Raw genomic sequence first — 20,989 nt, forward strand, 5'->3', positions numbered from 1 at the left:
AGGCGGGCTCGAAGCCAACCGGCTCGAAGCCGTCCGGCACGGCGGGCACGACGAGCTAGCGGCCTGCTGACACGCGTGCGCCGCGGCCCGGCTGCTCCTTCCCGCCGGTCCGCGGCGCACACCAATCGACGACGAGGATGGAGGGCCAGTGATCACCGAGAGCACGGTGCGCACGTACCCGTTCAGTGTTCCGCACAAGCTCGATGTCGACCCGCTCCTGGAGGAGCTGCGCGAGCACGAGCCGGTGTCGCGGATCAAGCTGCCGTACGACGGCGAGGCCTGGCTGGTCACCCGTCACGAGGATGTCCGGTTCGTACTGTCCGACCCGCGGTTCAGCCGGGCTCAGGCGACCGGCCCCGGCGTCCCGCGGATGAAGCCCTTGCCCAGCGGGCAGGCGTCGATCCTGCTGACCGACCCGCCCGACCACACGAGACTGCGCCGGCTTGTGGCACAGGCGTTCACGACCCGGCGGGTGGAGCAGCTGCGGCCACACGTGGCGGCACACGCGGACGAGTTGCTGACCGCGATGGCCGAGAACGGCGCACCGGCCGACCTGGTGCGGCACTTCACGCTGCCGCTGCCCACGATGGTGATCTGCGAACTGATCGGCGTCCCGTACGAGGACCGGGGCCGGTTCCGGGGCTGGGTCGTGGCGTTGACGTCCACGACCGCGTGTACGCCCGAAGAGGTCGACCAGGCGATCGACGAGTTCTCCGACTACGTCGCCGAGCTCGTGGCGGAACGCCGCGAACGTCCCACCGACGACCTGCTCGGCGCGCTGGTCCGCGCCCGCGACGACGGCCGGTTGCTCAGCGAGGAGGAGCTCCTCACGTTCGTGGGCGTGCTGCTCGTGGCCGGGCACGAAAACACGGCGAACCAGCTGGCCAACATCATCTACACGCTGCTGGCCCGCCCCGGACTTCTGGATCGGCTGCGTGGCATCCCGCCGGAGCTGTTTCCCACCGCCATGGAGGAGTTGCTCCGCTACGTCGTGATCGGCACCGGGGTGAGCCTCGCGCTGATCGCCAAGGAGGACGTGACGATCAGCGGTGTGCTGGTCCGTCGCGGCGACGCCGTGATGGTCTCCACCGCGGCGGCCAACCGGGATCCGCGCGTGTTCCACGACCCCACCACGCTCGACCTCGGTCGCACCCCGAACCCGCACGTCGTCTTCGGCCCCGGCGTGCACCACTGCCTCGGCTCGTCACTGGCGCGCATGGAGCTCCAGGAGGCCATCCGCGCGCTGATGGACAAGTTCCCCGCGCTGCGGCTCGGCGTGGAGGTGGAGGACGTGCCGTGGAAGGCCGGCCTGTCCGGGCGCGGACCGGCCGAGCTGCCGATCGCCTGGTGACCGGTGACTTCACCAGGCTGTGGACCGCGACCACCGCCAGCCTGCTGGGCGCCCGGATCGCGCAGATCGGGATCCCGCTGCTGGCGGTGCGGGGGCTCGGCGCGACACCGCTGGACATGGGCGTGCTCGCGGCGGCGCAGACCGTCGGGGTCCTGCTGGTCGGGTTGCCGGCCGGGGTCGTCGTCGACCGCGTCCGGCGCCGGCCGTTGATGATCGCCGCCTCCCTCGCCCGCGTGCTCGCGCTGCTGACCGTCCCGGTGGCGCTCGCGGCCGGGTGGCTCACCCTGGGTCAGCTCGTCGCCGTGGCCCTGGTGATGGGCGTCGCCACGGTGTTCTTCGACCTCGCCCAGCAGGCCTACCTGCCCGCGCTCGTACAGCCGGACCGGCTCGTCGACGCCAACGCCCGGATGCAGGCGAGCCAGTCGGCCGCCACGGTGTCCGGGTCGAGTGCCGGCGGCGTGATGGTGGCCGTCGCCGGTGCGGGCGGCACCCTGCTCGGGTCGGCCGCCCTGCTGCTCGGCTCCGCGGCCACCCTGCGCGGGATGCGGTGCGATCCGGAGCCGGCCCGGAGCGGATCGGGTAACCGGGCGGTCCTCGCCGGAATGGTCGACGGGCTACGGTGGGTCGGCCGGGATCCGGTGCTGCGGGCGATCGCCTGCTGCTCCAGCTGGGTCAACCTGTGGATGTCGATGCTGGCGGCCCTCGCGGTGTACTTCCTGACCCGCGACATCGGCCTGTCGCCGGGGGCGGTCGGTCTGATCCTCGGCGCGACCGGTGCCGGCGGGCTGGCGGCCGCGGCGACCGCGCGGGTGTGGACGGCACGCCTCGGCTCGTACCGGACGATCTGGCTGTCCCTTGTGGCCACCCAACCGCTCGCCTTCCTGCTGCCCCTGACCGGGCCGGGTTGGCGGGCCGTCCTGTTCGCCGCCGGCTGGTTCGGTCTCGGCTACGGCGGCGCCCTCTACAGCGTCACCCAGCTGAGCCTCCGCCAGGTCATCTGTCCACAGGGGACGCTCGGCCGGGTGGGCGCGGCCATCCGGGTGCTCGCCTGGGCTTCGGTGCCGGTGGGTGGCATGGTCGGCGGGGTTCTCGGCACGTGGCTGGGTGCCCGCGGTGCCCTCTTCGCCGCCGCCGCCGGCATCAGCGTGTCGGCGCTCTGGCTGCTGCGCTCGCCGCTGACCCAGACCGCTACCGCAGGATCGGTTCGATGAGGCTCGTGGCGGCCAGCGCGTCGGCCACCCCGGCGGGCGAGTCGCCGGCCACGATGACGTAGCCGATCCGGTCGTACGCGTTTCGCGGCCGGTCGACCGCGGTGCCCGGACGCATCGTGACCGCCGCGCGCACCACGCCGGGATGCCGGCGGGCCTGTTCGATCCCGGTCACGCCCGCGAAGACGCCCCGCCGGGGCGCGGTGACGAACCGGATCCCGGCCCACCGGCCGGTGCGCATCTCGGGCAGCCGGAGTGGCTCGCCGGTGGCGCAGCGCAGCTGTTGCTCGATGAGGTCGACCCCGGTCGACAGCCGGACCAGCTCGGGGATCATGCCGCCGGCGAGCCGGCAGTTGAGCTCGATCACGACCGGGCCGTCGGGGCCGAGCCGCAGCTCGGTGTGCGTCGGTCCGAAGTGGACGCCGGTGGCGTCGAGGACCGCGCGGGCGGCGCCGACCAACGCCTCCCCGGTCGCCGCGTCGACGTCGGCCGGGTAGACGTGGCCGGTCTCCACGCAGTACGGGGACGGGCTCACCGCCTTGCGGGTGACGCCGACGCAGTGGGCCCGCCCGCCCGCGCTGAACATCTCGACGCTGAACTCCGCGCCGTTGACGTACTGCTCGACGAGCGCCGCCCCGGCCGCCGGCTGGCCGCGTACGTTGGTCCGGACCGCCAGGATCGTCGCCGCGTGCACGATCCCCTCCGCCACCTCGGTGCAGATCCGGACGTTGACCGAACCCGAGTCGTCGACCGGCTTGAGCACGTACGGCGATCCGGTGTGTGCCACCGCCGCCGGCACCTCGCCGGGCGACCGCACCTCCGCGAACCGGGGCTGGTGCACGCCGCGAGCCGCCATCGCCCGGCGCACCGCGGCCTTGTCGCGGCAGACCCGCACGACGTCGGGCGGGTTGCCGGGCAGGCCGAACGCCTGTGCCACCTCCGCGACCGCCTGGAGATAGAACTCGCTGGTCGTGGTCACGCCCGCCACGTCGGGCACGCGCGCGGCCGCGCGCAGCAGCTCGCCGGCGTCGTTGGTGTCGCAGCCGACCACCTCCGCGCCGGTGTCGTCCAGGCCCCGGTAACGGCCGGGGTCACCGGTGAGGAACACCGGCTCCAGCCCGAGGCGTCGCGTGATGTCCAGCGCGAGCATCCCGGTGCCGGTGGTGTTCGACTCAACGAACAGCAGCCGCCTGGGCAACCCGACTCCTCTCCGCTTCCGGCGGCACCAGCGCGCGGGACCACGCGCCGACCTCGGTCCGCCAGGTCACCAGCTCCGGCTCGTCCCGGGTCGCCAGCTCGTGCAGCCGGTGCTCGCGGCGGTAGTCCTCGCTGTAGACGCTCGCGTGGTAGCGGTCGCCGCGGTCCGGGAGCAGGCCGACGACGCTCGCGCCGGGACCGCGCTCGCGGGCCAGGTGCCGCAGCACGCGGTACACCGAGCCGGAGGTGTTGCCGCCGAAGATGGCCTGCTCGGCGGCGAGCCGCGAGGTCGCCTCGAACGCCTCCCGGTCGTTGAGCCAGTGCACCTCGTCGATCTGGTCCAGGTCGAGGTTGGCCGGGATCAGGCTGTTGCCCAGCCCGCTCTGCAACCGCTTCGGGCGGTCGGGCTGTCCGAACAGGACACTCCCGGTGCAGTCGATGCCGACCACCCACAGGCGGTCGAGGTGACGGCGCAGCGCACGGGCGGTGCCGCACAGCGAGCCGCCGCTGCCGACCGTACCGACGAGGACGTCGATCCGGTCGAGATCGGCCAGCAGCTCCTCGGCCAGCGCCCGGTACGCCAGCGGGTTCTGCGGGTTGCGGTACTGCTGCGGGCAGAACGCGCCGGGCAGCTCGGCCATCAGGTCGGCGAGCCGCTCCAGCCGCGCGCTCTGCCAGCCGTTGCCGGTCATCCGCGGCACGACGTGCACGGCGCAGCCCAACGCCTGAAGCTTGGTCAGGGTCATCGGGTCGATACGCGGGTCGGTGACGATGTGCACGGGGTGGCCGAGCGCGGTGCCGACCAGGGCCACGCCGAGCGCCATCGTGCCCGACGAGCTCTCCACGATCGCGGCTCCCGGCGCCAGCTCCCCGGTCTCCCGCGCGTGCAGGATCGCCTGCCGCGCCACGCGGTCCTTCATCCCGTAGAGGTTCTGCATCTCCAGCTTGGCGTGGCAGACCGCGTCGCCCGGACCAAGGCGGAGCTGGACCAGCGGAGTGTGCCCGACGGCGGCCACGATCGATGCGAATCGCATGGGACCAGCGTGGGAGCAGACGGTATCGCCGGGCTATCGCCACCGTTCCGGCCAGCGATGGTCAGACGAAGGGCCAGCAATAGTCGCCGTTCGTTGGGTACGAGGTAACCGAAAGTCCGAACCGGATAGGAGCCCAACGTGTCTGTCACGCGATCCAGCGCCGCACTCGCCATGACCACCCCGAAGGACACCCACTGGGGCAAGACCCTCTGACCGTCCGCGCGACTCCCGCCGAGGTCGGGCCGCTTCAGCGCCCGTGACCTCGAGGCATTTCAAGATTCTGAGCTACCGCGATGTCCGCCGTGGTCCGGACCGCTGCTCCCGCGGCCTCACCCATCCGCTGTTGGTCGCTCACCCTTTCGCTGTAGAGCTGCCCCGCTTCTGCGTGCGCGTCACCGGGGCGGACGCCGAGATCGACGCTTTCAGGACGCCTTCGCCGCCAGCTTTAGGCCGTTTGTCGCCTTCTCGCAGGCAGCCGGGGACGACCCAAGTAGATCAAGAAGACTCATGGTCGCCGGGGCAACCACTCGACTTTCGCGATTTCAGGCGGGCGTGGGGCCCGGCCGAGCAAGGCTCCGCAAGCCCGGTGTCTCTCGCGCTTCGGTGATGCCTTCCAGATCATGGCCCGATGTTCCCGTCACGTGGGAGATGCGAGACCGCGGCGGCCGCATCGCATGATCGTTAGCCCGATAGGGGCGTGCTCTTCGCCGTGTCACGCCCATTTCGGGCTAACGATCATGGTGCCGCCCACCTGCCGAGCCACATCCCCAAACCGAACCAAGCCGGGGACGGCCCGGCCGGAGCCCGAGGCCCCGCCGGAGGCGCAGCAGTAACCGCAAGCAACAGCGGACGGGTGAGGCCGCGGGAGCAACGGAGAGCGACCACGACGGACATCGCGGTAGCCCAAAATCTTCTGGGAAAGAAGTCCGCGGCGCTACCCGGCGGCGGCGCGGGTTTCGGCGAGGAGTTGCTCGGCTCGGGAGAGCCAGGGTGTGGCGCCGATGCGGGCGAACCAGTCGCGCGCGGCGGTGAGCCGTTCCAGAGCTTCCGCGAGCCGGCCGGACGTGCGGTAGGCGTCGCCGAGTGCCAGCAGGACCTGGGCGACCAGCAGCGACTCCCCCGCCTCTGCGGCCATCAGCTGCGCCGCCCGCAGGCTCGACTCGGCCTGGCCGATCTCGCCGAGCCGCACCTTGACGAGGCCCAGCCCGTATCGGGCGAAGGCGGCGCCGACGCGGTCGCCGGTGGCGTCGACGATCTCCAGTACGGACTCGAACGCGCTGGCGGCACGGGTGTACTGGCCCTGGTGGTGGTAGGTCTCGCCGAGGCGGTACAGGGCCTGCGCGACCACCCGCTTGGCCTGGAGCTTTCGTGCTATCTCCAGCGCCGTCCCGAGGAGCCGTTCCGCCTCCTCGTACTCTTCCGCCTCGACCTTGACCTGCGCGATGTTGGTGAGCACGTGCGCTTCCGCGATCGTGTCGCCGGCTCGCCGCAGGTCGTCGAGGGAGCGTTCGTACCGCGCCAGCGCGCCCGCGGCGTCGCCGCGCACCCGGTCGATGTACGCGAGGTTGCGCTCGGCCAGCCCGCGTCCGTGCTCGTCGCCCAGCTGGGTGAACATCTCCGCCGCGGTGCCGAGGCGCTGCGCGGCGTCGTCGAAGCGCTTTTCCAGCATGTTGAGCGAGCCGAGCGAGTAGAGCATCGCCGCCTCGCCCCGGCGGTTGCCGGCCTTGCGGGTGGCGGCCAGGCCGACGTAGTGGGTCTCCCGCCAGTCTTCGTGGTAGCTGCGCGCCTCGAAGAGCGTCACCAGGCTCATCGCCAGGTCCCAGCAGAGCTCGTCGAGCCCGGCTTCGGCCGCCTGCCGGACGGCGGCGACGAGTGCGGACCGCTCCCGCTCGTACCAGTCGAGGGGCTCGGCGAGCAGCTCGTCCGTCCCGGGGACAGGCCAGGTCGCGGCCGTCCCGTGCAGGATCGTGAAGTCGCCGCCGTACTCGCGGCGGTGCGCCTCACCGGCCAGGTGGAGCCAGGCGCCGTTTACCCGGCGCAGCGCCGCGCGCCGCTCCTCCGGCGCCTCCGCGACCGCGAGACGCTCCCGCGCGTACACGCGGATCAGGTCGTGGAGGCGGTATCGGACGCCGTGCCGCCCGGTCCGCTCGACGTCCAGCAGGCGGGCGTCCACCAGCGCGTCGAGCGCGTCTTCCGCGTCGTCGGCCGGCTCGTCGAGCAGCGCGCCGGCGGTCCAGGAGTCGAAGTCGGACGCCTCCAGCACGCCCAGCCGCCGGAACAACCGCTTGGCGCGCTCGTCGAGCGCCTCGTACGAGACGGCGAGGCTGGACCTGACGCCGTGCCCGCCGTAGTCGAGCTCGTCGAGCCGGCGCCGCTCGTCTTCCAGCCGGGCCACCAGCCGGGCGAACGTCCAATGTGGGCGGGCGGCCAGCCGCGCGCCGGCGATCCGGAGGGCGAGGGGCAGCCCGCCGCAGCGCCGCACGAGCGAGCGCACCTCCTCCGGCTCCGCGTGCACGCGATCCTCGCCGGCGACCTTGCTCAGCAGCTCGGTCGCGCGGGTCAGGTCGAACACGGCGACGTCGACCCGGTGCGCGCCGGCGAGCCGGGTCAGCCGTGGCCGGCTGGTGACCACGATCGCGCTGGTGCCGGTGCCGGGGAGCAGGGGGGCCACCTGGTCTTCGTCGGTGGCGTCGTCGAGGACGACGAGCACGCGGCGGCCGGCCAGCCGGTCGCGGTACATCTCGGCGCGCTCGTCGAGCCCCTTGGGCAGCGCGGAGCCGGGCACGCCCATCGCGCGCAGGAACCGCTCCAGCACCTGGGCCGGGCTGACCGGCCGGGCGTCGTTGCTGCGCAGCGTGACGTACAGCTGGCCGTCGGGGAAGTCGTGGCTCAGCTGGTGTGCCACGTGGACGGCGAGCGTCGTCTTGCCGACCCCGCCCTTGCCGCTCAGCGCGGCGATGGCCACCGGGGACGTGTCGGCGCGCTGAGCGAGCACCTCGCGCAGCTCACGGACGATCGTCTCGTGCCCGGTGAAGTCGGCGATGTCGGCGGGCAGCATGCGGGGCGGCGCGTCGGTGTCCGGCACCCGCTCGGCACCCCCGCCGCCGGCGGGGTCCGCCTCGGCCGGGTCGAGTGCCAGCTCACGGGCGAGGATCGCGCGCTCGAGGCTCTGGAGCGCGCTGCCCGGCTCCAGCCCCAGCTCCTCCACGAACACCTGCCGGGCCTGCCGGTAGACCTCCAGCGCCTCGGCCTGCCGCCCGTCCCGGTACAGGGCGGTCATCAGCTGGGCCCGCAGCCGCTCGCGTACCGGGTTTTCGGCGGTCAGCGCCATCAGCTCGCCGATCAGCTCGTGGTGGCGGCCGAGCTGGAGCCGCACCTCGATGCTCTCCTCCAGCAGGGCGATGCGCCGCTCCTCCAGGCCCACCGCGGCACCTTGCAGCAGGCGGCTCTCGACGCCGGTGAACGGCGGGCCCCGCCACAGCGTGATCGCCTCCTGGTAGAGCTTGGCGGCGTCGGCGAACCGCTGCTCCATGACGGCGGCGCGGCCGTTGGCGGCAAGCTGGCCGAACACCTGGAGGTCGAGCTCCCCGCTCGGGACGCGGATGAGGTAGCCGGGCGGCCGGGTGTGGATCGCGTCCGGAATGCCCGCGTTTACCAGTGCCCGGCGCAGCGCGGACACGCAGATCTGGATCTGGCCGCGCGCGGTCGGCGGCGGCGTCTCGTCCCACACCGCGTCGACGAGCCGGTCGACCGAAACGGCGTGGTTGGCGTCGAGTAACAGCGTGGCCAACACGACGAGCTGTCGCGGCGCGGACGTCTGAAGGACTCCTCTGGGGCCGGCGACTTCGAGCTCGCCGAGGATCCGGTAACGCACGAAACCGTAGTCCTTTTGTAGGAGATCCCTGCTCGTCAGGATAGCGGTACACCCTGGTGCCGGCAATCTGAGCCAATTGCCTTCGACAATGCGCTGGTAGTCGCGCGATAGCACGCCGGTGAATGATTTTCTGCACATCGAGGACAGGAGGGCATAGTGGTCATCTCGACCCTCGTGGTCGACGGCTGGAGCGGGCGGCCAGCGGCCGGCGTCTCGGTCCGGCTGGACCGGCTGGGCCACGACCGATGGCGAACGGTCGCGGCCGGGTCGACCGGCGAGGATGGTACAACTGCGCAATTACGCGGTCTCGGGCAAGCGGATCCGGGCCTGTTCCGCATCACATTCGAGACGAATGCCTATTTCGCCGAGCTGGGACTGCCCGCGGCCAACACGGAAATCACGCTGACATTTACGATCGCGCGGGCGGACGAGCGGTATGAACTGGCCCTGCTCATCTCGCCGTACATGTACGTCATCTATCGGCGGTGCTGACCGGCGCCCCGCTCGGGGTCTCGGTCAGGGTCGGCAGCGCGCGCGTGGTGCGCAGCGGCGACCGCACCATCGGCAGGAGCGCGAGCAGCGCACCCACCGCCGACACCCACAGGGCGGTGCGGGCCCCGGCCAGCTGGCCGAGCACGCCGCCGAGCAGGCCGCCCAGCGGCATGGTGCCCCACACCAGGAACCGCATGCTGGCGTTCATCCGGCCCAGCAGCCGTTCGGGCGTCAGGCCCTGCCGGAAGCTGAGCTGGGTGACGTTGTAGACAACGTTGGCCGCACAGGAGAGCGCGAACCCGGCGGCGGCGCCCCACAGCGGCCATCCGCGCTGCGCGAGTGGCACCGCCAAGCCGCACACGCCGGTGGCGAGCAGCGAAAGCCAGATCGTCGGTCCCTGCCCGAAGCGGGCGACCACCCGGGTGGCGACGAGCGCGCCGGCCAGGCCGCCCGCGGCGGCGACCGAGTAGAAGACGCCGATGGTGCCGGGCGGAAGCCGCAGGACCGTCGCGAGCAGCACGACGAGCATGGCGTTGGTGATGCCGGCGAAGAAGTTGAACGTCGCCGTCGACGCCGCGATCGCCCGCAGCAGACGGTTGCCGAACACGAACCGCAGCCCCTCCGCGATCTCGTGGCGCAGGCGCACGTCCGGAGCGCGCTCGGGGCGCGGCTCGCGCTTGCGGACGCGCAGGAGGAACAGCGCCGACACCGCGTAGCTGGCCGCGTCGGCGAGCACGGCGAGGGGCGCGGTCAGCACCTGGATCAGCACGCCGCCGAGCGTCGGCCCGGCCACCTGGCTCACCCCCCGGACCGCCTCCAGCTTGGCGTTGCCCTCCGCGAGGCGCTCCCGGCCGACCAGGTGTGGCAGGTAGCTCTGGTACGCCACGTCGAAGAACACCGTGAGCACGCCGGTGGCGAGCGCGACGAGGTACAGCTGGGGCATCCGCAGCACGCCCAGGCCCCACGCCACCGGCACCGAGGCGAGCACCAGGGCGCGGCCCAGGTCGCTGGCGATGAGCACGGTGCGCCGCCGCATCCGGTCGACCCAGGCCCCGGCCGGGAGCCCGACCAGCAGGAATGCCACCGTGTGGCAGGCGACCAGGACACCGACGTCGAAGCTGGACGCCCGCAGGGCGAGCACCGCCACCAGCGGCAGCGCGAGCAGGGTGATCTGACTGCCGAGCTGGCTGACGGTGTCGGCCAGGAACAGGTGCCGGAAGTCGGGGTCACCGAGCAAGCCCAGTCGGGGACGCGGGCGCATGACCGCAGTATGGGCCGCTGGAGTCGGCGCGGGTCAACCCCTTGGGGCGATACGGGTTCGAAAGGCTCGTGATGGCGCCGCGCGGCACTCTTGCCTCACCTATGTCCACATGCGACATATCCAGGGAGGTGCTGTGTTAATTCGAGGCGAGGGTCTCACGGTCGAGGACGTCTACCGTGTCGCGGTACACGGTGAGGACGTCCGGATCGACGAGACCCAGCTCAAGATGGTCGACGAGACCTGTGAACGGGTCAAGCGCTGGGGCGCTGACGGCCATCCCATCTACGGCGTGACCACCGGGTTCGGCGAGATGGTCTACATGAGCATCCCCCCGAAGTACGAGACGGAACTTCAGGAGAACCTGCTGCGCAGCCACGCCGCGGGCGGCGGTGAGGACTTTCCCGACGAGGTGGTGCGGGCGATGCTCGTGGCCCGCCTCAACTGCCTGACGAAGGGGTATTCCGGCATCACCGCGGACGCGCTGCACCTCATGGGCGAGTTTCTCAACCGCGGTATCCACCCGGTGGTGCCGCAGCAGGGCTCGCTCGGTGCCAGCGGTGACCTCGCGCCCCTGTCGCACCTGGCGCTCCCGCTGATCGGGGCCGGCCGGGTGCGCCACCGCGGCGCGGTACGCGAATCAGCGCCCGTGCTGGCCGAGGCCGGTCTGGACCCGGTGCGGCTGGGGTACAAGGACGGCCTGTCCCTGATCAACGGCACCTCCGGTATGACCGGCGCCGCCTGCCTGGCCCTGGTCCGCGCCGAGCGGCTGGTGCGCCTGGCACTGTGGACCTCGGCAGTGTTCGTCCAGGTGCTGCGGGGATCCACCCGCGCCTTCGAGAAGCGTGGGCACGTGCTGAAGAACCACAGTGGACAGACCATGGTCGCGGAGCGGATCAGCGACCTGCTCGCCGGCGGCGAGCTGACCCGCGACCACGAGGAGATCATGCGGATGATCTCCGCGGCCACGAGCGCCGAGTCCGACGTCACCCAGGTCGACGACTACCTACAGAACGCGTACACGCTGCGCTGCGTGCCGCAGATCCTCGGCCCGGTGGTGGACGCCATCGGCTACTGCCGGACCATTGTCGAGGAGGAGCTGAACTCCTGCAACGACAACCCGCTGATCTTCGAGTCGCCAGAAAGCATCTTCCACGGTGGACACTTCCACGGCCAGTACGTGGCGATGGCGTGCGACTTCCTCAACATCGCGGTCACCGAGATAGGCGTCCTGGCTGAGCGGCAGCTCAACCGGCTCCTCGACCCCCACCTGAACAAGGCGTACCCGGCCTTCTTCGCCCTCGGCGAGGAGGGGCTGTACTGCGGCCTGGAGGGCGCGCAGTACCTCGCGACGAGCATCGCGTCGGAGAACCTCGACCTGGCCGCGCCCGCGTCGGTCAAGACGATCCCGTCGAACGGCCAGAACCAGGACGTCGTCAGCATGGGCCTCATCGCGGCCCGCAAGTCGCTGCGGCTGGTCGACAACGTCGGCACGATCGTCTCCGTGCTGGCCGCCGCCTGCTTCCAGGCCGCGACGATGACCGGCTTCGACCGGTTCAGCCCGGGTGTGCGCGACCTCCTGGACCTCCTCGCCAAGCGGGTCGACGCGTACCGGGACGACGAGGGCGTCGTCGGCGACTTCCTCAGCACCGTCCGCGAGACCATCCACAGTGCAGAGGCACAGCGCTGCCTCTGACGGTGACACGAAACCGGCCAGCCCTCGCGAGAGCTGGCCGGTTTCGTTTGGCGGGGCTTTTCCACCACCGATTCGAAACACAGATTTTGGGCTACCGCGACGTCCGCGGTAGTCCGGACCACCGCGGACGTCGCGGTAGCTCGCATCTCTGTCTGGGATCCGGTTTTCAGCGGCCGCGCGCGGCCGTGCCCCAGTCGACGCCGCGGTCGACCCACACCCGTAGGCCGAGGTCCATCTCGACCAGCAGGTCGATGACGAACTCGTTGCCCGCGTCGCCGTTGGCCATGACGACGAGGCCGGCGCCGGTCTGTAGGCCGAAGGCTGAGTGCGACCGGTAGCCGACGGTCTCACCCGAGTGCCCGAACCAGCGGACGCCGTCGCTGACGCGGACGACCGTGCCCAGCCCGTAGGCGGCGTCGGGCAGGGATGCCAGCATCTCGCCTACCGCCCAGCGGTCGAGGACGGTGCCGTTGCCGGCGTGGGCGCGCTGGATCTCCGCGGCGATGCGGCCCAGGTCCGCGGCCGTGGTCCAGAGGCCGCCGGTCGCGGACGGGTAGACCCGCCAGCCGCCGTCTACGGGTGCTCCCGTGCTGTCGTGCCCTGTGGCGACGTGCTCGCCGCGGGCGGCCGCGAACTCCTCGCCGTAGCCGCTGTCGGCCATGCCGAGCGGTGTGAAGACCAGCTCGCGCATCAGGTCCGCGAACGGGCGGCCGGTCGCGTCTTCCAGGATCTGCTCGACTACGACGAAGTTGTTGCCTGAGTAGGAGAACCCGGCGCCGGCGGGCGCGACGCACCGCACCGGTGGGGTCCGCGCCGGTGGCCGGCCGTCGAGCACGTCGCGGGCGGTCGGCACGGGCAGGTCGCGGGGACGGGCGCCGAGCCCGCCGAAGTCGCCGTCGTTCACACCGGCGGTGTGCGAGAGCAGGCCACGCAGCGTGACCGGCCGGTCCGGGTCGACCGGCGGTAACGAGCCGCCGCGCAGGTACAGGTTGACGTCCTCGTCGAGGTCGAGCACGCGTTCCCGGGCGAGCCGGAGCACCGCGACCGCCGCCGCGTGCTTGCTCGTGGACCCGGCCTGGAACACCGTGTCCGCGCGCACCGGCACGCCGCCGCCGGCCCGGGTGACGCCCTCGCCCCACGCCTCGACGACCTGGCCGTCGGCGACGAGGGCCACGCTGGCACCGGCGATGTGGTGCCGCTGCTGGCACAGCCGGATCGCCGGTACGCCCGGGGAGAGCCGACCGAGGAAGGCCCGCTCGGGCAGGGCCGCCCGGTGGTGCTCGGCGGCGACGCCGCGGCAGTGGTCGAGCAGCGCGCGGAGCCGCTCGACGAAGCGGTCGGCCAGCGCGCCGATCGTGCCGTCGTCGAACTGCTCGGTGGAGTACGTCCAGTGCACCCGGAAGACGCCGTCGACCACGACACCGTCGACCTCGATCAGGTACGGCCGGATGCCCCCCGGCGCGCTGACCGCACCCGGAACCGAGCCGAGCTGGACGAACGGGCGGCCGCCCGGATCGCTGTGCAGCTGGCCGTGGTAGGTGAAGCTGACACTCGCGGGCGGGCCGTCGACGCCGGCGATCCCGTACCCGATGCCGTGGTTGGGGGTGGTGTGCAGGTGCTCGCGGACCGCCTTGATGTCGCGGGCCGGGTCCGGCCCGCGCCCCAGCTCCACCCGCAGCGGGTGGAACGTGGTGAACCAGCCCACGGTCCGGGTCAGGTCGACGTCGTTGAACAGCGGCTCCCGGCCGTGCCCCTCCAGGTCGACGTCCACAGTAGAGCTTCCGGTGCGCTCGCCGATCGTCTGGGCCAACGCGGTGACGAGCAGGTCGGTGACGCGCGTGCGGTACGCGGTGTGCGCCGACCGCAGCAGCGCCTCGGTCTGCCCGTCCGGGAGCGTGCGGGTCACAGTGGCCGCGGAGCCCTCGGTGTTGCGCCCGCCCGGATGGTCCACCGGCAGCGGCACGGGCCGCGGCCGCGGCAGCCGCCAGTAGCCGGCCTCGGCGGCGAACGCGTCGCTCGTGGCGTGCTCGGCCAGCCGCGCCGCCCAGGCCCGGAACGACGTGGTCTTGGCGGGCAACGCGCCCTGCTGGTACGCGGTGGCCAGATCCTCGAGCAGGATGCCCCACGAGACGGTGTCGACGGCGATGTGGTGCACGGTGACGATCAGCTCGTCGGGGCGGCCGTTGCCGTACCGCAGCAGCAGCGCGCGCAGCAGCGGGCCGGTTTCCAGGTCGAGGCTGGCGTGCAGGTCGCCGGCGAGCCGCTCGACGGCTTCCTCGCGGCCGCTGACGTCCTCGACGCGCAGCAGCTCCGCGCTCTCCGCGGCCGCCACGTGCTGGTGCCACACACCGCCTTCTTGGCGGCGCAGTCGCAGCCGCAGCGCGTCGTGGTGTGCCACGAGGGCCACCAGCGCCGCGCGCAGCGTCTCCTCCGCGACCGGCCGGTCCCAGCACAGCCGCACCGCCTGGTTGTAGTGGTCGTGCGGCCAGTCCAGCGCGGTGAACCAGCGCTGGATCGGGGTGAGCGGCAGCTCGCCGGTGACGGTGCCCTGCTCGGCGCTGACCGGCACTGGCGGCGTGGGCTCGACGCCGATCGCGGCGGCCAGCTGCGCGATGGTCGGGTCGGCGAACATCTGCCGCGGTGTCAACACGACACCGGCCCGGCGGGCGGTCACCATCACCTGGATCGACAGGATCGAGTCACCGCCGAGGTCGAAGAAGTTGTCGTGCACGCCCACGTTCTCCACGCGCAGCACGCGGCTCCAGATGTCGGCGAGGATCTTCTCGACCCGGCTGCGCGGCGGGACGAACTCCGTGGACAGCTCGGGGCGGGAGCCCTCGGGTGCGGGCAGGGCCGCCCGATCCACCTTGCCGTTCGGGTTGAGCGGCAGCGCGGGCAGCGTGACGAACGCCGCCGGCACCATGTAGTCGGGGAGCCGGGCGCGCAGGTGCGCGCGCAGCTGCGAGGTCGTCGGCGGGGTGGCGCCGGTGGGCACCAGGTAGGCGACGAGCCGCTTCTGGCCGGCCAGCTCCTCGCGGACGACGACGACCGCCTGGGAGATCCCCGGCTGTGCGCTCAGCGCCGCCTCGATCTCGCCCAGCTCCACCCGGAACCCACGCAGCTTGACCTGGTGGTCGAGCCGGCTGAGGAACTCCAGGGTGCCGCCGGGCTGCCAGCGGAGCAGGTCGCCGGTGCGGTACATGCGGCTGCCCGGCGGGCCAAACGGGTCGGGCACGAAGCGCCGCGCGGTCAGGCCCGGCCGGTCGTGGTAGCCACGGCCGACGCTGTCGCCGGCCAGGTACCCTTCGCCGGCCACGCCGACCGGCACCGGCTGGCCCATCCCGTCCAGCACGTACACGCGGGTGTTGGCGATCGGCGCGCCCACCGAGATCTGGCCGGCGGCGGGGTCGCAGCGCCACGCGGTGGAGTCGACGGAGACCTCGGTGGCGCCGTACAGGTTGTCCAGCCGGACGTCCGGGCACCGGCGCGCCAGCTCCGACACCACGTCCGGGGTGAGCGCCTCGGCGCTGGCGAGGAGCTGGCGCAGTGGCAGGGTCCGCCCGTCCAGCAGCGGCAGGAGCGCGCGGAGCATGGAGGGCACCAGATGCGCGGCGGTGATGGACTCGCCGATGATGGTGTCCACGATGTACTGCGGGTCGCGGTAGCCGTCCGGGCGGGCGAGCACGACCGTCGCGCCGGTGCTCCACGGCCAGAACATCTCGTACACGGAGATGTCGAAGCTGAGCCCGGCGAGCTGGAGCACCCGGTCGCCCTCGGCCAGCGGGTACGCGGTCACCATCCACCAGATGTAGTTGACGATCCCGTTGTGCCGGATCAGCGTGCCCTTGGGCCGTCCGGTGGAGCCGGAGGTGTAGATGACGTACGACAGATGCTCCGGCGTGACGGCGGGCCGCGGCCGCGACGCCGGGCTCTCGGCGATGCGGGCCGCGTCCTCGCCACCGTCCACACACACCACTCGGCCCCGGTAGCCGGCGAGCCGGTCGACGAGCCCGACCTGGGTGAGCACCACCGGCGCGGCGGTGTCCTCCAGCATCAGGCCGAGCCGCTCGGCCGGATAGTCCGGATCCAGCGGCACGTACGCGGCGCCGGCCTTGAGCACGCCGAGCACGGCGACCGCCATCTCGACGCCGCGTTCCACGCAGATCCCGGTGTACGACCCGGGTCCGGCGCCGAGGGCGCGCAGGTGGTTGGCGAGCCGGTTGGCCCGCTCGTCCAGCTCCCGGTACGAGACCGGCTCGCCGCCGGACACCACCGCGACGGCGTCCGGCTGGCGGTCCGCCCGTGCCTCGAACAGCTGGTGCAGGCAGAGCTCTGCGGGGTAGGCGGCCGCGGTGTCGTTGAACTCCCGGACCACCGCCCGCCATTCCTCCGCCGGCAGCGCCGGCAGCGCGCCGACCCGCTCGGTCACGCCGGTGCCGAGGGTCGCGAGCAGGGACCGCAGGTGGGTCAGCAGCCGCTCCGCGCTGCCGGCGTCGACCCGCGCCGGCTGGTAGTCCAGGCGCAGCCGCAGCTCGTCGCGGAGCTGGGCGTTGAGTACCAAGGGATAGCCGGTCTGTTCCCAGGTCCGCACCGGGGTGATCGCCAGGCCGTCCGGCGCGAGTTCCGGACCGGGTGCCGGGCTGTCGAACATCAGGATGGTGTCGAACAGCCGCTGGCCGGCCGGAATCCGGCTCTGCCGCTGCACGTCCACGAGCGCGCAGTGCTCGAAGTCGCGCAGCTCCACAAGCTGCTCGTGGACGCCGCGCAGCCACTCCTCGACGGTGGCCTCGTGCGGTATCCGCACCCGGACCGGCAGCGTGTTGATCAGCAGGCCGACGGCCCGCTCGACCTCCGGCACGGGCGCGGACCGGCCGGTCACCGTCGATCCGAACAGCACGTCCGGCCCGCCGCCGTACCGGGACAGCAGCAGCGCCCAGGCGGCGTGCACGATCGACCCGACCGTGATCCGGTGCCGCCGGGCCAGGTCCCGCAGCCGGGTCATGACGTCCGGCGGCACCGTGCCGAACGCCATCGCCACGCCCTGGTTGGTGCCCCAGCCGCCTGCCGTGCGCGGCGCGAAGAGGGTCAGCGGCGTGGGCGCGGTCACCCCGTCGAGGACCCGCTGCCAGTACTCCTCGGCCTTCGCCGGGTCGTGGCCGCGCAGCCAGTCCACATAGGGCCGGAACGGCACCGGCTCGGGCAGCCGCGGCAGCGTGCCATCGCGGTGCAGGCTGTCGTAGGTCGCGCGCACCTCGTCGAGGACGATTTGCACGCTCCACCCGTCCAGCAGGACATGGTGGCCGTGCCAGACGAACCGGTGGCTGCCGTCCGCGATCCGGATCAGGTCGAACCGGCGCGGCGGCGTGCGTTCCAGGTCGACGCCGCGGGCCCGCTCGGCGGCCAGGTGGGCGGTGATCCGGTCCGGCACCTCGGCGAGCGGCGTGTCCCGCCAGTCCAGCTCGCGCAGCTCGACCGGCGCGTGTGGGTGCACGGTCTGCGCCGGCTCGGGCAGGTCGTCCCAGGCGAACGTGGTGCGCAGCATCGGATGCCGCTCGACGACGTGCTCCCAGGCCCGGCGCAGCGCGGCCGGGTCGAGGTCGCCGTCGATGGCGAAGACGAACTGGACGATGTAGTCGGTGCTCTCGGGCTCGAAGAGCGCGTGGAACACCATGCCGTTCTGTAGGGGCGTGAGCGGGTAGGTGTCGCCGCCGCCGGGGCTCGACGCCGCGCTCACCGGCACGGCCGCGGCGGCCAGCTCGCCGAGCGTCTGCCGGGTCAGCACCTGCCGCGGGGTGATCGTCCAGCCGGCCGCGCGGGCGCCGGCAACCACGTGGATGGCCCGTACGGAGTCGCCGCCGAGGTCGAAGAAGTTGTCGTGCACCCCGACCGGCCCGGACCCTAGGACGTCGGCCCACACCTGGGCGAGTGTCCGTTCGGGCGCGGTGCCGGGCGCGACGAACTCCACTCCCCCGAGGTCGGCCGGCAGCGCCTTGCGGTCGATCTTTCCGCTCGGCGTGTACGGCATGCGGTCCAGCACCGCGACCCGGCTCGGCACGAGGTAGGCGGGGAGCGTGCCGGCGAGGTACCGGCGCAGCTCGATCTCCACGGCCGGACCGCCGCCGGCCACGACGTAGGCGACGAGGCGGAGGCCGCCGTTCGGGCCGGGTACCGCCACCACGGCCGCCTGCCCGACGTCGGGGTGGGCGAGCAGCTGGGCCTCGACCTCGCCGGGCTCGACCCGGTGCCCGCGGATCTTCACCTGGCTGTCGATCCGGCCGATCAGGTCGAGCGCGCCGTCCGGGGTGTGTCGGACCCGGTCCCCGGTGCGGTACAACCGCGCCCCGGGCGGGCCGAACGGGTCGGGCACGAAGCGCCGGGCGGTCAGGCCGGGCCGGGCATGGTAGCCGCGGGACACCCCGGCGCCGCCGATGTACAGCTCGCCGGGGACGCCGGCCGGCACCGGGTCGAGCCACTCGTCGAGCACGTAGGCGCGCACGTTGGGGATGGGCCGCCCGATGACGCTCTCGTCCGCGCCGTCGGGCACGTCCGTGTACGTCGCGAGGACCGTGATCTCGGTGGGTCCGTACGCGTTGACGAGCCGGTCGGCGTGCGTGCGGATCCGCCGGGCGAGCGACTCTGGCATCGGTTCGGCGGTGGTGATGGCGAGGTCCAGGTGCCCGTCGAAGCCGGCGGCGAACAGCAGCCGCCAGCCCGACGAGGTGGCCTCCAGGTGCGTCACGCCGTGGTCGGTGACGACGGCGCGCAGCTCGGCGCCGTCGACCCGGGCCGAGTCCGGCGCGATCACCACCGTGGCGCCGGTGACGAGCGGGAGGAACAGCTCGATGGTGGAACCGTCGAAGCCCATCGGCGACAGCAGCAGCCAGCGCTGGCCCGGCGCGGCGCCGGCCAGGTCGCGGACCCCGGCGAGCAGGTTGGTGACCGACCCGTGCGTGACGTCCACGCCTTTCGGCGTGCCGGTCGAGCCCGACGTGTAGACGACGTAGGCCAGATCGGCCGGCGCCGGGTCCGGCAGGTCACCGGCCGGCGCGCCGTCGACCAGGCAGCTCGCCAGGTCTTCGACGACGAGGCGGGCGCCGACGTCGCCGCGCATGAACTCGCGGCGGGCGGCCGGGAAGGCGGGGTCGATCGCCAGGTAGGCGGCGCCGGCCTTGAGTACGCCCAGCACCACGGCGGCGAGGTCGACGCCGGGCGCCATCGCCACGCCGACGACGTCTCCGGGTGCGGCGCCGCGCGACCGCAGCCCGGCGGCGACGCGGTCGGTGAGCCGGTCCAGCTCGCCGTAGGTCAGGGTCCGGTCGCCGCAGCACACGGCCGGCACGTCGGGCGCCGCGGCGGCGCGGTCCCGGAACAGATTCACCACCGTGCCCGAGGGCGGCCGGGCGGTGGCGTCGCCGGCCCAGCGCAGGGTTCGCGCGCGCTCCTCCGGACCGGTCACGACCGCGCTCGTCACGGTGCCGTCCGGGTGCGCGGTCACGTGTTCCACCACGTTCACGAGGTATCGCAGGACGCGCCGCGCGGTCCGCGGTGCGAAGAGGTCGGTGGCGTAGACGAGGTTGAGGTCGATCTCGTCGGTGCCGTTCACGGCGGTGAGCGTGAGGTCCACCATGGCCGGTTGCTCGACGAGGTCTACCGGGTCGGCGTCGAGTGCGGGCAGGTGCCCGGTCCGCTCGCTGCCCTCGAAGCACTGGTACAGCACCTGGTAGACGGGGTTGCGCGAGGCCGACCGGTTTGCCCGCGACGCCGCCACCACCTGGTCGAACGGCACGTCCTGGTGGTCCAGTGCGCCGAGCACGGTGTCCTGGACGCGGCGCAGCAGCGCGGCGAAGTCGGGCTCGTCCGACAGGTCCACGGCCAGCGCCACCGGGTTGGTGAACAGCCCGACGAGCGGCTCGGTCTCCGCGGTCACCCGCCCGGACACCAGCGAGCCCACCGCGAACCGCCGCTGGCCGCAGTAGTGGCCCAGGACCGTCGCGAAGCACGCGAGCAGTACTGTGTAGACGGTCACGCCGTGGGCGGCGGCCAGCGACCTCACCGCCGCGCTCAGCTCGGCCGGGAGTGTCCACCGTGTACATTCGCCGCGGTAGGACTGGGCGGTGGGGCGGGGCTTGTCGGTCGGCAGCTCCAGCACCTGGGGCGTCTCCGCCAGCGCGGTGCGCCAGTAGGCCAGCTGCCGCTCGCGCCGGGCCGCGGCGCGCTCCAGCTGCCAGTGCGCGTAGTCGGCATACCGGATCGGCAGCGCGGCGAGGTCGGGCCGGCGGCCGGCGGTCGACGCGCCGTACAGCTCGTCCAGCTCGCGCAGCAGCACCGCGCTGGACCAGCCGTCCGTGGCGATGTGGTGGGTGGCCAGGCCGAGCACGTGGCAGTCGTCGAGCGTGACCAGCAGGGCCCGGAAGACCGGCCCGCGGGCCAGGTCGAACGGGGTGGCGAACTCGGCGGCGACAAGGCGCATCGCCTCGTCCCACTGCTGTGCCCCCGGGTGCTGGCGCAGGTCCACTGTGCGCAGTGCGGCCGGGCCGGCCGGTGCGATCCGCTGCACCGGCGAGGCGGCGCCGGAGTACGTGGTGCGCAGTGTCTCGTGCCGGGCGACGAGCGCGTCCAGGGCCGCGCGCAGCGCGTCGACGTCGAGCGCGCCGCCGACGCGCAACACGCGCGGCACCGTGTAGTTGGCGGTCGACTCCAGGAACTGGTTGGTGACCCACATGGCGTGCTGCACCGGCGAGAGCGGCGCCGGACCGTCCGGCCGGCGCGGGATGCCCGAGCCGCTCGACGCCCGGCCCCGCAGCCGCTGGCGCAGCAGGGCCTGCTTCTGCGGCGACAGGGCCGCGGTCCGTCCACTGTCGATGCTCATGTGCCACTCC

At 72.8% G+C, this 20,989-nt stretch carries 9 protein-coding genes; 4 read left to right on the forward strand and 5 right to left on the reverse strand.

All coding sequences use genetic code 11. From position 1 onward, the window contains the following. The first annotated feature begins 148 nt into the window (after positions 1 to 148). On the forward strand, positions 149 to 1,351 hold the full coding sequence (locus ACTMTJ_RS17075) for a cytochrome P450 (RefSeq protein ID WP_441217585.1): 1,203 nt from the start codon (positions 149 to 151) through the stop codon (positions 1,349 to 1,351). Continuing rightward, complete coding sequence (locus ACTMTJ_RS17080; RefSeq protein WP_441217587.1) at positions 1,348 to 2,562, forward strand: MFS transporter; 1,215 nt, start codon at positions 1,348 to 1,350, stop codon at positions 2,560 to 2,562. Before ACTMTJ_RS17075 ends, ACTMTJ_RS17080 begins: the two co-directional genes overlap by 4 nt. On the opposite strand, the gene ACTMTJ_RS17085 is transcribed toward ACTMTJ_RS17080, so the two are convergent. The 3 genes from ACTMTJ_RS17085 to ACTMTJ_RS17095 form a co-directional block, all read right to left on the reverse strand. Continuing rightward, positions 2,540 to 3,757, reverse strand: coding sequence for an ATP-grasp domain-containing protein (locus ACTMTJ_RS17085; protein ID WP_441217589.1), 1,218 nt, complete (start codon positions 3,755 to 3,757; stop codon positions 2,540 to 2,542). The genes ACTMTJ_RS17080 and ACTMTJ_RS17085 overlap by 23 nt on opposite strands. After that, positions 3,732 to 4,790: a PLP-dependent cysteine synthase family protein gene (locus tag ACTMTJ_RS17090; RefSeq protein WP_441217591.1), complete on the reverse strand. Its 1,059-nt coding sequence runs from the start codon at positions 4,788 to 4,790 to the stop codon at positions 3,732 to 3,734. The genes ACTMTJ_RS17085 and ACTMTJ_RS17090 overlap by 26 nt, the downstream gene beginning before the upstream one ends. A gap of 934 nt (positions 4,791 to 5,724) precedes the next feature. Further along, positions 5,725 to 8,664 (reverse strand): BTAD domain-containing putative transcriptional regulator, encoded by a 2,940-nt coding sequence (locus ACTMTJ_RS17095; protein ID WP_441217593.1) that lies wholly within the window; start codon positions 8,662 to 8,664, stop codon positions 5,725 to 5,727. A 156-nt stretch (positions 8,665 to 8,820) separates the two neighbouring features. Here ACTMTJ_RS17095 and ACTMTJ_RS17100 point away from each other — a divergent pair, with 156 nt between their 5' ends. After that, a complete protein-coding gene (locus ACTMTJ_RS17100; protein WP_441217595.1) occupies positions 8,821 to 9,156 on the forward strand; it encodes a hydroxyisourate hydrolase in 336 nt (111 codons plus the stop codon). Here the strand turns inward: ACTMTJ_RS17100 and ACTMTJ_RS17105 are convergent. Continuing rightward, the gene (locus tag ACTMTJ_RS17105) at positions 9,137 to 10,417 is read right to left on the reverse strand and encodes an MFS transporter (RefSeq protein WP_441217597.1); all 1,281 of its coding nucleotides are present in this window, start codon (positions 10,415 to 10,417) and stop codon (positions 9,137 to 9,139) included. The genes ACTMTJ_RS17100 and ACTMTJ_RS17105 overlap by 20 nt on opposite strands. A 133-nt stretch (positions 10,418 to 10,550) precedes the next feature. Here ACTMTJ_RS17105 and cmdF point away from each other — a divergent pair, with 133 nt between their 5' ends. Continuing rightward, entirely contained in the window at positions 10,551 to 12,110 is a 1,560-nt protein-coding gene (gene cmdF / locus ACTMTJ_RS17110; protein ID WP_441217598.1) for a tyrosine 2,3-aminomutase, read from the forward strand. Positions 12,111 to 12,276: 166 nt separating this feature from the next. On the opposite strand, the gene ACTMTJ_RS17115 is transcribed toward cmdF, so the two are convergent. After that, positions 12,277 to 20,979, reverse strand: coding sequence for an amino acid adenylation domain-containing protein (locus ACTMTJ_RS17115; RefSeq protein ID WP_441217600.1), 8,703 nt, complete (start codon positions 20,977 to 20,979; stop codon positions 12,277 to 12,279). Positions 20,980 to 20,989 lie beyond the last annotated feature (10 nt).

It is taken from the genome of Phytohabitans sp. LJ34 (assembly GCF_052068095.1).
In the GTDB taxonomy this organism is placed as follows: domain Bacteria; phylum Actinomycetota; class Actinomycetes; order Mycobacteriales; family Micromonosporaceae; genus Phytohabitans.